The 11,773-nt window shown below is 35.5% G+C and carries 16 protein-coding genes; 7 read left to right on the top strand and 9 right to left on the bottom strand.

Annotation, left to right across the window (positions count from 1 at the left end; all coding sequences use genetic code 11):
* Positions 1–15 precede the first annotated feature (15 nt).
* Together DKK79_RS11235 and DKK79_RS11230 are read left to right on the top strand one after the other, a co-directional pair.
* Positions 16–1,134 carry a glycoside hydrolase family 172 protein gene (locus DKK79_RS11235; protein WP_110424168.1) on the top strand — a complete coding sequence of 373 codons (1,119 nt, stop codon included), beginning with the start codon at positions 16–18 and terminating at the stop codon, positions 1,132–1,134.
* An 18-nt stretch (positions 1,135–1,152) separates the two neighbouring features.
* Complete coding sequence (locus tag DKK79_RS11230) at positions 1,153–2,151, top strand: LacI family DNA-binding transcriptional regulator (RefSeq protein ID WP_110424167.1); 999 nt, start codon at positions 1,153–1,155, stop codon at positions 2,149–2,151.
* A gap of 13 nt (positions 2,152–2,164) precedes the next feature.
* Here the strand turns inward: DKK79_RS11230 and smpB are convergent, their stop codons facing one another.
* Positions 2,165–2,647, bottom strand: coding sequence for an SsrA-binding protein SmpB (smpB, locus tag DKK79_RS11225; protein ID WP_034883325.1), 483 nt, complete (start codon positions 2,645–2,647; stop codon positions 2,165–2,167).
* Between the two features lie 33 nt (positions 2,648–2,680).
* Here smpB and DKK79_RS11220 point away from each other — a divergent pair, with 33 nt between their 5' ends.
* Genes DKK79_RS11220 through DKK79_RS11200 form a run of 5 tightly spaced genes read left to right on the top strand, consistent with a single transcriptional unit; the run spans position 2,681 to position 4,610 of the window.
* A complete protein-coding gene (locus tag DKK79_RS11220; protein ID WP_110424166.1) occupies positions 2,681–3,142 on the top strand; it encodes a type II toxin-antitoxin system RatA family toxin in 462 nt (153 codons plus the stop codon).
* Position 3,143: 1 nt separating this feature from the next.
* Complete coding sequence (locus DKK79_RS11215) at positions 3,144–3,422, top strand: RnfH family protein (RefSeq protein ID WP_034883326.1); 279 nt, start codon at positions 3,144–3,146, stop codon at positions 3,420–3,422.
* A gap of 20 nt (positions 3,423–3,442) precedes the next feature.
* Complete coding sequence (gene zur / locus DKK79_RS11210) at positions 3,443–3,877, top strand: zinc uptake transcriptional repressor Zur (protein ID WP_034883328.1); 435 nt, start codon at positions 3,443–3,445, stop codon at positions 3,875–3,877.
* Complete coding sequence (locus DKK79_RS11205) at positions 3,865–4,221, top strand: EamA family transporter (protein WP_034883329.1); 357 nt, start codon at positions 3,865–3,867, stop codon at positions 4,219–4,221. The genes zur and DKK79_RS11205 overlap by 13 nt, the downstream gene beginning before the upstream one ends.
* Positions 4,221–4,610 (top strand): DMT family transporter, encoded by a 390-nt coding sequence (locus tag DKK79_RS11200; RefSeq protein ID WP_110424164.1) that lies wholly within the window; start codon positions 4,221–4,223, stop codon positions 4,608–4,610. The genes DKK79_RS11205 and DKK79_RS11200 overlap by 1 nt, the downstream gene beginning before the upstream one ends.
* Before the next feature lie 86 nt (positions 4,611–4,696).
* Here the strand turns inward: DKK79_RS11200 and DKK79_RS11195 are convergent, their stop codons facing one another.
* From DKK79_RS11195 to DKK79_RS11160, 8 genes are all read right to left on the bottom strand, one after another.
* Positions 4,697–4,909 carry a DUF4177 domain-containing protein gene (locus DKK79_RS11195; RefSeq protein WP_110424163.1) on the bottom strand — a complete coding sequence of 71 codons (213 nt, stop codon included), beginning with the start codon at positions 4,907–4,909 and terminating at the stop codon, positions 4,697–4,699.
* 281 nt (positions 4,910–5,190) lie between these two features.
* Complete coding sequence (gene mutT / locus DKK79_RS11190; RefSeq protein WP_110424162.1) at positions 5,191–5,595, bottom strand: 8-oxo-dGTP diphosphatase MutT; 405 nt, start codon at positions 5,593–5,595, stop codon at positions 5,191–5,193.
* A gap of 115 nt (positions 5,596–5,710) precedes the next feature.
* Positions 5,711–8,440 carry a preprotein translocase subunit SecA gene (gene secA, locus DKK79_RS11185; RefSeq protein ID WP_110424161.1) on the bottom strand — a complete coding sequence of 910 codons (2,730 nt, stop codon included), beginning with the start codon at positions 8,438–8,440 and terminating at the stop codon, positions 5,711–5,713.
* Between the two features lie 83 nt (positions 8,441–8,523).
* Positions 8,524–8,868 carry a hypothetical protein gene (locus DKK79_RS11180; protein WP_110424160.1) on the bottom strand — a complete coding sequence of 115 codons (345 nt, stop codon included), beginning with the start codon at positions 8,866–8,868 and terminating at the stop codon, positions 8,524–8,526.
* A 183-nt stretch (positions 8,869–9,051) separates the two neighbouring features.
* On the bottom strand, positions 9,052–9,591 hold the full coding sequence (gene hxlB / locus DKK79_RS11175; RefSeq protein WP_110424159.1) for a 6-phospho-3-hexuloisomerase: 540 nt from the start codon (positions 9,589–9,591) through the stop codon (positions 9,052–9,054).
* 54 nt (positions 9,592–9,645) lie between these two features.
* Complete coding sequence (locus DKK79_RS11170; protein WP_110424158.1) at positions 9,646–10,095, bottom strand: PTS sugar transporter subunit IIA; 450 nt, start codon at positions 10,093–10,095, stop codon at positions 9,646–9,648.
* A gap of 14 nt (positions 10,096–10,109) precedes the next feature.
* A complete protein-coding gene (locus DKK79_RS11165) occupies positions 10,110–10,394 on the bottom strand; it encodes a PTS sugar transporter subunit IIB (protein WP_110424157.1) in 285 nt (94 codons plus the stop codon).
* The gene (locus DKK79_RS11160) at positions 10,391–11,761 is read right to left on the bottom strand and encodes a PTS galactitol transporter subunit IIC (protein ID WP_034883344.1); all 1,371 of its coding nucleotides are present in this window, start codon (positions 11,759–11,761) and stop codon (positions 10,391–10,393) included. The genes DKK79_RS11165 and DKK79_RS11160 overlap by 4 nt, the downstream gene beginning before the upstream one ends.
* Positions 11,762–11,773 lie beyond the last annotated feature (12 nt).

The following is an 11,773-nucleotide window of genomic DNA, read 5'->3' as shown; positions in this document are numbered from 1 at the left end:
TATTAAGGATACAAAATGAATATTTTTGATTCAGTAACACAATTTCACTTTGAACAAACCAGAACGATTTCGCCTGAAAATTTGACCGGTGAAAAGGGTAAATCGTGCATGAAAGGCAGTGCTTTAGGCCCATGTAGGAAAGGGCAAGGCTTTATATCTATTCCTTCTGGTGAAAAAGTCACTATTGCTGAAATCACTGGTCCAGCAGAAATTCGTCATATGTGGTTTACTTTAACTGATAAAACACATCGGGGCAGTTTTGTATTGCGTGATGTGGTCATTCGAATTTATTGGGATGATGAAACCGTACCTTCAGTGGAAAGTCCTATCGGTGACTTTTTCTGTAATGGTTTTGGTGCCAGATGTGATATTAATTCAATGCCAATAGTCGTTAACCCAACAGGTGGCTTTAATAGTTATTTTAGAATGCCATTTAATAAAAAAGCGCGAATTGAGATTCATAATGAACATGAAGCTGATTTACAGCATTTCTTCTTTACCATTAATTATGCGTTAATGCCAAAACCGTTTGAAAATCCACTTTACTTCCATGCTCAGTGGCGTCGTCAACGAGTAACTAATTATGCTCAAGATTATGTTATTTTAGATAATGTTCAAGGTTATGGTTATTATGTGGGTACTTATTTAGCGCTTACTGCTTTAGAGCGTTATTGGTGGGGTGAAGGGGAATTTAAATTTTACCTTGATGATGATAGTGATTATCCAACACAACATTCAACAGGTTCGGAAGATTACTTTGGTGGTGCATGGGCATTTCATAATCGAGATAGCCAAGGACGTCCAAAAGCAAAATGTTTCCAAACGATGTTTATGGGTTACCCTTATCAAACAAACCGTGATGCGACGCGTGACTTTTTCCAAACAGGTGATTCCAATCCGGTACATGGCTTTGGTGACGATGGTTTACCAATGCATGGTTTATATCGTTGGCATCTTCCAGATCCAATTGCATTCCACAAAAATATCAAACTGGCGTTTCAACAAATCGGTAATGATGATATCAGATTGTATGAACGTTGTGATGATATTGCCAGTGTTGCTTATTGGTATCAAAGTCCATCGGTGAATAACAATCCGGTATTCCCAAATAAACAACAACGCACCCCACGTTAATATTAAGGTGATTCGTATATGGCGAGTAATAAACTGAAAATTAATGATATTGCTCGTTTGGCTGGCGTGTCGGCAACGACCGTCAGTCATATATTTAATAAACGAGATAAAAAATATCGTATTTCTCCGCAAACTCGGCAAAAGATTTTATCGATTGCTGAAAAATACAGTGATCAACCTCATATTCGTCAATATCTGATTAAGGCTAACAGCACTAATACGATTGGTGTCATTGTCCCCGATATGTCAAATTCATTCTTTTCGATGTTTTTGCATCATCTTGAGTCCGCTTTTCGGCAAAAAAATATTCAATTACTTATTACTTGTAGTCACTATAATAAAGAGGTCGAAATTAAAGTGGCGCAAAATTTAGTCGAGCGAAAGGTTGATGCCATGATTGTGGTAACGTCATTAGATAGCGACCAATTTTATGTGGATATCAATCAAAAAACGCCGGTACTGCTGTTTGACCGTTATTTAAAAGATACGATACTGCCTTTTATTACTAGTGAGTCGTTACAATCGGTAGGTGATTTAATTAAGCCTTATGCTAAGGATTTAGATGAATTTTATTTTATTGGTTGTGATATTCAGTTAACTTCAATACGAGCTAGGCTAAACGGGTTTAAGCGAGGTTTAGAAAGTGTAGGCTTAATGGTAAAACCAGAATGGATTGTCAGTGATGATTATTGCCCAAATAAAGGCTATGAATTAATCAAAGGTGTTCACGAAAGATTAGGTCGAGTGCCGAAAGCTATTTTCACCCCTTCCGGTAATTTATTGGAAGAAGTATTAAGTTATTTAGTTAAAACTAAAATTGATCCAAATCAGCTATACTTATGTTCTTATGATTACAATAACTATTTGAATTATTCTTACTATCCAATTGACGCTATTATTCAAGATATCGAAACTATGGCGCTAACTTGCGTCGATGTGATTGATGATTTGTTACATTTTAACGAATTAAAACATCATGCATTTTTTATTGAACCACAAATTATACGCCATCGTTAAGTGGCATTTTTTATTAGCGATTGGCATTTTTCATTATACGAGCCTTATCAACTTGCCATTGACGTTCTTTGATGTCAGTGCGTTTGTCGTACTCTTTCTTACCTTTTGCTACGCCAATTTTTACTTTTGCCCACGCATTTTTCCAGTATAAAGAGAGTGCAACAACAGTGTACCCTTGTCGATTTATCTGTCCAAAAAGCGAATTTAACTCACGCTCTTTTAACAACAATTTTCGTGTACGCATAGGCTCACACACGACATGGGTAGAGGCGACATTCAATGGTGTTATGGTTGCACCAAAGAGCCATGCTTCACCATTTTTTAGTAATACATAACTATCACTAATATTCGCTTTGCCCGCTCGTAGTGATTTAACTTCCCAACCTTGTAGGGATAAACCTGCTTCAATTTCCTCTTCAATAAAGTACTCATGACGCGCACGTTTATTTAATGCAATGGTAGCCGAACCCGGCTTATGTGATTTTTTCTTAGTCATAATGTGCGTTATTATAGAGTTACATGATACTATATGCCACTAATTTTAACTTTTAATTTGATTATTATGGCACATGTTTTTCATGAAGTGATCGAGCCTTATTCGATTCAGCAAATGTTTGCATTGGTGAACGATATAGCTAGATACCCCGAATTTGTTCCCGATTGTATCGCAACTGGGATTATTAGCAAACAAGATAATTATTTAACCGCATTTATTGAGGTTGAAAAGTTAGGCTTTAAAAAATCTTTTACTACGATAAATCAGATCAATGAACCAAATTCAATTGATATGGCGTTGATAGATGGCCCATTTAAACATCTAAAAGGGCGATGGCAATTTACTGAGCTTGCTGAGCAAAAAAGTAAAATTAGTTTTAGTTTAGATTTTGAGTTCAACAATAAAGTAATGAGTGCTGTTTTTACGCCAATATTTAAAGAAGTGATGAGTAACATGGTTAAGGCATTTTCGCAAAGAGCAAGGCAGATCTATTAATATGATAAATATACAAGTGGTATATGCACTACCTAACCAACCGACAATCATTGATTGCGTGGTTGATGAGCAAACTAATATCTTGCAAGCGATAACAAAATCCAATATCTTATCAATATGCCAAATTAAGTTAGATGAGCATCTTGTTGGCATTTATGGTAAACGTTGTGAACTTAGTGAACCAGTCAAAGACGGTGATCGTATTGAAATATATCGAGCATTAATCAATGATCCCAAAGAGATAAGACGAAAAAAAGCTGCATTAAAAAGTCATAAATAAAGTGAAGGAAACTGAACTCAATGCATAATATGCTAATTGAAAAAATTGAAACTTTATGCAATAAACGTGGTATTAAGCTGACTACTCAGCGTAAAACCGTTCTAGATATCATGCTTAAAGCGAATAAAGCCATGAGCGCATATGATCTTTTAGACCTCTTAAAGGTCACCGAGCCTCAAGCAAAACCACCAACCATTTATCGAGCGCTTGAGTTTTTACTTGAGCAAGGTTTTATTCATAAAGTGGAATCAACCAATTGTTATATTATTTGTCCGCATTTTCAGGATCCGCAACATATATCAATTCTATTTATTTGTGATAATTGTCAGCAGATTATTGAAAAACACTCTGAAGATATTGAATCGCAACTTAAACAACTCGCTAGTCAAAGTCAATTTTCAATAACTCATAGTGTGCTTGAAATTCATGGAATTTGTCACACATGTCAACCTTAATCTTTTTTTTGTGGTTAACTAATATCGCTTGCGACACAGTTGGCCAAGTTGCCTTTAAATATGCGGCGATTACTTCTAATGATAAACAGGGTTTAAATTATTGGCAGAAATTATTTGGTAATATGTGGTTATGGTTAGGTTTTGGGGCTTACCTAATTGGTTTCGTATTTTGGTTGGCATTTTTAAGTGAAGTCTCTCTGTCGAAAAGCATACTATTAGGTTCTTTTAATATTATTACGGTAATGATTGCTGGGCGTGTGTTATTTAAAGAATATTTAACGCCATTTCGTTTAATTGGCATTTTTTTTATTACTCTTGGCGTCGTACTAGTAGGATTAACTTAATGAAAAAATTTTATATTATTGGTTTTATTTTACTGCTTTTTTTTGATACGTTTGGGCAAACCTGTTTCAAACTTACGGCGCTTTCAGCACTGCCGTTCGAAATGGATATTGCTTGGTTATTGAGAGTTTTTAGTCATGGTTGGGCTTATTTAGTTATAATTGGTTATGCTGGAGCATTTATTACTTGGATGGTGTTATTGCAAAAAGCGCCAGTTGGCCCTGCGTTTGCCGCTTCTCATCTACAAGTAGTAACAGTTATGCTTGTATCTGTCATTGCTTTTAACGAGCAAATTACCTTATCGCGACTACTAGGTGCTTTGTCTATTATTGTGGGAATTATCTTTTTGGCATTGGCGGAACAACGTTTACACAAAAATCCTGCAAATTAATTATTTTTGCTATTTTCAGGAATCAAAATAATCTAGATATTGATTCCTGATTTGCTTTAGGAAATAATATTTTCTATTTCAATTAACTAACGATCTCGCTCCATCACAATTAGATAAGCTTCACGTTGCCAGAATAAGAATAAGCGACGCATATCTTTTTGCATTGTAATTACCCGCCAGCCTTCTTTGGCAGTATCATTTAAAAAAGCGGAAAATTTGTCAGCATTTGAATTAGCTGCACCAAAAACTAATGAAGACAAAGCGCCTTCTTGATAAATAACTACTTTATATTCTTTCATCTATTTTTAGAACCTTATTAAAATATTATAATAAAACAAAAAAAATTCCTAACATAAAACTACATTAAGAAAAATCTTGTACACAATATACTTTTTTGGTCATTTTATCCAGTATATAAATTAACAATATTTACAATTGAAAATTATTAGCTAGTTTCCAATAGTAATATTCAGATTTACAACGTATGAATAAAGTCATGCCAATACGTGGATGACGCTTGGATTTCAATATGGCAGTTATGTTGAAAAACGTTATGCAAAAATTTGCATAATGAAATAAATTAAATTTGTTTATCTAAGTTTTTAAGCATTTCGATAATTGGTCTATTCGCATCTGGAAATTCATCGGCATTGAGATCTTCCTGATCTATCCAACGACTTGGTTGTCCTTCTTTAGCGAAAGGAACGCCATCCCACTCTTCTACTAAGTAAGCATGAATAGTGATATCACGATCATCATAACTATATTCAAATGTTTTTAAAAATTGAGATTGTTGAATATGAATATCAACTTCCTCTGCTATTTCACGTTCTAAGGTTTGATAAGGTGTTTCACCAACTTCGATTTTTCCTCCTGGAAATTCCCAAAAACCAGCAAGATGAGAGTCTTCACCGCGTTGGGTGATAAAGATTTGGCAGTCTTGTGAACGAATGATACCTACAGCTATTTCAGTATGTTTTCTCATGATCCTATCTATATGTGATTAAAGTTAGGGAAAGCTACTGCTTTCCCATTTATTTGTTATAACCTTAATCGGTTAATTAAACATCAATGATAGTTAATCATACTAAATTTTTCAGTTAATTAACAGCACCATGACAATGTTTATATTTTTTACCTGATCCACAAGGACAAGGATCATTACGTCCAACTTTTGCTTGAGCGCGAACAATCGGTTGTTGTGAATTTGCAGGTTGCCCGTTGTTGTCTCCATCCATGCCACCAATTGATTCGTGATTAGCTTGCTGTTTTGCCATTAATCTTTCGATTTCAGCTTGGCGTTGACGTTCGGCTTCATCAACTTCTTCTTGTGAACGAATTTGTACCCGGCTTAATATACCAATTACGTCATATTTTAGGGTGTCTAACATGTTGGCAAACATATTGAACGATTCGCGTTTGTACTCTTGTTTTGGATCTTTTTGCGCATAGCCGCGTAAGTGAATACCTTGACGCAAATAATCCATTGCCGCTAAATGTTCTTTCCATAATGTATCAAGTGTTTGCAACATAACACTCTTTTCGAATTGCCTAAAGGCTTCGGAACCGGCAGCATTTTCTTTTGCGAGATATTTATCTTGGGCGAGTTGTAAAATACGTTCGCGTAAGGTCTCCTCATGAAGATTTTGTTCTTCATCCAGCCAGTTGGCAATAGGTAACTCTAAATCAAAGTCATTTTTTAAGGCGGTTTCAAGTCCAGGAATATCCCACATTTCTTCTATAGATTGTGGTGGAATATATTGATCAATAACAGCAGTAAATACATCGCCGCGTATTGAATCAATGGTATCTTTGATATCTAAGTTATCTAATAAATCGTTACGTTGGCTATAAATAGCTTTACGTTGATCATTGGCAACATCGTCATATTCCAGTAATTGTTTACGAATATCAAAATTGCGGCTTTCAACTTTTTTCTGAGCATTGGCGATAGCTTTAGTGATCCAAGGATGCTCGATAGCTTCACCCTCTTTCATGCCAAATTTACGCATCATATTGCCAACCCGTTCTGATGCAAAGATACGCATTAATGGATCTTCTAATGACAGGTAAAAACGCGATACCCCCGGATCACCTTGACGACCAGCACGACCACGTAATTGGTTATCAATACGACGAGATTCATGACGTTCAGTACCTAAAATGTAAAGTCCGCCAAGTTGGATAACTTCTTCATGTCTAACTTGCCATGTTTGTTTGGCTTTTTCGATATCGGCATCCGTTGGATTTTCTAATTTTGCAACTTCACTTTGCCAATTACCACCCAGCATAATGTCGGTACCACGACCAGCCATATTGGTTGCAATCGTTACTGCACCTTTACTACCTGCATTAGCAATAATTTCTGCTTCTTGCGCGTGGAATTTGGCATTAAGTACATTATGCTTGATACCTGCTTTTTTAAAGGCATGAGAGACAAGTTCTGATTTTTCGATTGAAGCAGTACCTACTAAAACCGGTTGTCCGCGTTTAACGCATTCTTGTACATCAGTTACAATTGCATTAATTTTCTCTTTTTCTGTCATATAGACCAAATCAGGTAAATCTTTTCTAACCATTGGTCGGTTAGTTGGAATAACAATAGTATCTAGTCCATAGATTTGGTTAAATTCGAAAGCCTCAGTGTCAGCAGTCCCTGTCATACCGGCTAACTTTTCATATAAGCGGAAATAATTTTGGAAAGTGATAGATGCTAACGTTTGATTTTCGTTTTGAATTTTAACATGTTCTTTAGCTTCTACTGCTTGGTGTAAACCATCAGACCAACGACGTCCATCCATGGTACGACCTGTATGTTCATCGACGATGATGATTTCATTATCTCGAACAATATAATCTACATCACGGTGGAATAGATGATGCGCTCGAAGAGCGGCATTGACATGGTGCATCAACACAATATTACTAGGCGCATATAGTGATTCATCACCTTTCATAATACCTTGTTTGATTAATAGCTCTTCAACTTTAATTAAACCTCGTTCAGTAAGGTTAACTTGGCGTGATTTTTCATCAATTGAAAAGTCACCATCACCTTGGAACTGATCTGAATCTTCTTTTTCTTGACTAACTAAATATGGAATAATTTTATCAATACTAACATATCTATCTGAGCTGTCTTCAGCTTGGCCTGAAATAATGAGCGGTGTTCTTGCTTCATCAATTAAAATTGAATCGACCTCATCGACTAAGGCATAGTGAAGAGGGCGTTGAACGCGAGACTCTTTACTAAAGACCATATTGTCACGCAGATAGTCAAAGCCATATTCGTTGTTGGTGCCATAAGTGATATCAGCATTGTAAGCCTCACGCTTTAAATGTGGTGGCATATTGGGTAAGTTAATACCAACCGTTAATCCTAAAAATTCAAATAGTGGGCGATTGTTTTCAGCATCACGCTGCGCTAAATAATCATTGACTGTAACAACATGGACGCCTTTGCCAGTTAAGGCATTTAAATAAGCAGGTAATGTGGCAGTTAAAGTTTTACCTTCACCGGTACGCATTTCAGCTATACAACGCTCATTTAAAACCATACCACCAATTAATTGTACATCAAAATGACGCATACCAAATACCCGTTTACTGGCTTCACGAACTACGGCAAAAGCCTCTTCTAATATGTCATCTAAATTAGTGCCATCAGCAATTTTTTGCTTAAATTCATTGGTTTTTGCCTTAAGTTGATCATCGGTTAATGCTTCCATTGATGGTTCAAGCGCATTAATATTTTCAACTCGTTTGCGCATAGTTTTTAAAACGCGTTCATTACGGCTACCGAATACTTTTGTTAATAATTTTAATAACATAACTGTTCTCTTATTCTTTTTTATAATGGGAGTAATAAGGAATCAACCTTATTCAAAAAATTAATTTATTTAGATAAATTTTGTTAAACGGTAGCTTGGGGACCGGCCCTTATTCCATTATAGGGTGATAATCGAATAACGGTGCTTGGGTTCACTTTGTCATAAGTTAACGAGACAATTTGCTTATCGTAATGCTGTTTTTGTGACAAAGGTAAAGTTTGTGATTCTTTTCTTATCGGTGTTTGGTGATCTTGTACAATTGCCGTAATCGCAATAATCCCCACCTGGGTGGAAGATGATTGAATTGGTAATACACCTTTTTCGTAAAAACCGAACCCAGTAGCAATCACACCTAATAATAAGTGCGATAGTGCAGTTTTAATGATGAGGCGTTTACTAATTTTTTGCCAGTAATTAATCACGGTCATAACGGTAATATCTTAGCATTTTTTGCCAAAATGAAAAACTATTATTACAAATAGGTAATTGTTTATTATTTAGGATTCATCTATTTATAAAAAGAAATTAATTTTAAAATAGAGCTGATAGGTAGTGTCTGATTTTAAAACCACTGATAAAAACAAGTGGTTTTCAGTCGAATTACGGTAATATTATTCTAAACTAGCATGTCGTTTTGCCATATCATTATTACTCTCATTTTGCTCTCTACTCATAACTAAAATAACAGTATCAAATATAATTAGTAGCATTTGCTCAAAAAGGCTACCTAAAGGTTGTTGGCTAACTTGTGACTGATTAAATTTGGTTCCGGATTGTAATAATATGTTTGGAGTTTGGAGTTTTGCTAATGTTGATGTGTCGGATGCGCAAATAATGGCTAAGTCAATTCCTTGATTGCGTGCTGATTTCGCCATAATATTTACGCTTTCTGTTTCACCAGATGCGGAGGCGAGAATAAGTAAATCTCCTTTCTGAACCGATGGAGTGGTTGTTTCACCGACAACAAAAGAGTTTAAACCAAGTTGCATAAGTCTCATTGCAAATGCCTTGAGCATAAGACCTGAGCGTCCTGTGCCATAGACAAATATACGCTTATGCTGTTGTATTTTTTGTATTAGATCAATGATGTCATCATCGCTCAATGTTTTAACGGATTGATTCAATTCATTAATAATTAATTGTGCTTTCACTGCTGTCTCCTGTCGAAAAATAGCTAATGCTATTTTTCGACTATAAAAGGTAAACTAAATGTTTAACTGCTGAATGATTAATTCTTCAGTTTGCTGGCAATTAAACTGTTGGCATTTACTTACAAAAGATTCATCTTGAAATAAAGTAACTAAACGTCTAAGTATTGATAAATGCTGCTCGCTTGTTGCTAATGCTAAATTGAAGATCAATTGGCAAGTTACCTTCAAACTAGCATCTGCCATTTGACCAAAAATTACCCCTTTGCTTGAACGAACTAAACTAATTGAATCTGATTTAACGAACTGGGAATTACCATGTGGTATAGCAATACCTATGCCACTGTTGATAAGTAATCCTGTTGGATAATTTTTTTCCCGGTCAATACAAGCCGTAATATATTCAGGTGTAATATAATTTTTTTCTAATAAATATTCGCCTGAAGTTAATATCGCATCTTGATATGTTTTTACTTTTTCCTGTAAATCATGAACTAAAATGTGCATGGTTAACTTCCTAATTATTGCGTTAAGTTCTGCTTAACCGCATCAAAAATGGCATCTTCGCCAATACCGGTGAGTAAACCAGCACCAACAATGACATTGGTTGTAATATCTGGATTATCAATTTTAGTTGATGAAACCACTAAATCATAACTATTAAAAATATCAGCATTGCAAGCCATAAGTGATGATTTATCTACTTGTGCATCAATATGTTGTTCTTTCAAATAATCTTGCAAAATTGAAACCATAATTGATGAAGAAGCAATGCCATTACCACATACCACTAATATTTTTTTCATTTTGAAACCTCGCTTGTATTAATTTTTGAATTTTTTTCTTTTTTCTTTAATAGGTAGCCCACAGATAGCAAAATTAAGCCAATCAATAAGTAACCAAATATTCCGACATGGCTAGTTGCTGCAAAGAGTCCAGTAAATGGATTGGCTGACGGATTTAATGAGGTATACATTACAGAGGCATCAGGATTAGAACCAAACGCTTGGAATACTTCGTTGGTTGCAGGGGTCATCCATGACGCGATATATAAACCTCCACCAAATAAAAATATTGAGGTAACCCAAGTCCGAATAATATTCCCTTTAAATACAGGAACCATACAGGCAATAAAGAAGACAAATTGTGATAGATCACCCAACGGCATGACTTTATTACCAGGTAAAACCACCGCTAAAATGACAATAATAGGAATCAATAATAAAGCTGGAGCGATAACCGAAGGATTACCCACAATTAATGCGGTATCCATACCTACAGTAATATCGCGATTAGGAAAACGTTTAACTAATTTTTTTCTAGCCACATTAGATAAAGGAACTAGACCTTCCATCATAATTGAGGTCATGCGAGGCAACAATAACATTACCGCCGCTAAATACATGCCTAACTGTAAGCTTGAAATAATAGTATGATAAGGACTTTGCCATGAGTAACCGCAAAAACCAAGTAAAACACCAATAATAAAACCGACTACGGTTGGATCACCAAGTACCCCAAAACGTTTTTGAATAGTCTCTGCGGTTACAGTTATATTTCTAAAACCCGGGATACGGTCATAAATCCAATTAAATGGATAAGCAAAGATAAGATAGGTGTTTGCAACCGGATGCGAAATTGAGACACCTTCTGGAAGATTAAAGAATTTCTCATTATTCTTTGCGCCTAGATCAGCAGCAATTAATGCCCAAACGTGAAATAGTGCGGCTGTTAATACACCATATAAAAAACTACCTGAATAAACGCCGACAATTGCTCCCATTGATGCATTTTGGTGTAAATTAAACACATCCACATTCACACAATCAGTGATTTTCATAATTAGTAATAGAACATTTACGGCAACACATAATGGAATAATAATTGGTCCCATGCTTGAACCAAAGCCCATTACCGCAGTTGCAGCGCCACCAACATCAATTGCACTTAATGACGAACCGGTACTTTCGGCTAGCCCCGTAACGGCAGGTGCCATTTTATCTAGCATAAATTTAATTGTCATACTTAATGCAATAAATCCAATGCCAACTTTCATTGCAGACGCAATACATTCAGAAATAGGCCTGCCGAGCGCAGCCATTAAGATTAAAAATATTATCGGAATAAAAATAAAGTTTCCTAAATCATTGATAAATTGTGTAATTAATTCCATATGTGACTCCTT

Origin of the sequence: Gilliamella apicola, from assembly GCF_003202915.1 — a bacterium.
In the GTDB taxonomy this organism is placed as follows: domain Bacteria; phylum Pseudomonadota; class Gammaproteobacteria; order Enterobacterales; family Orbaceae; genus Gilliamella; species Gilliamella apicola_Q.
The sequence above is the reverse complement of the archived record's forward strand: the minus strand, read 5'-3'. Positions and strand labels throughout refer to the sequence as shown.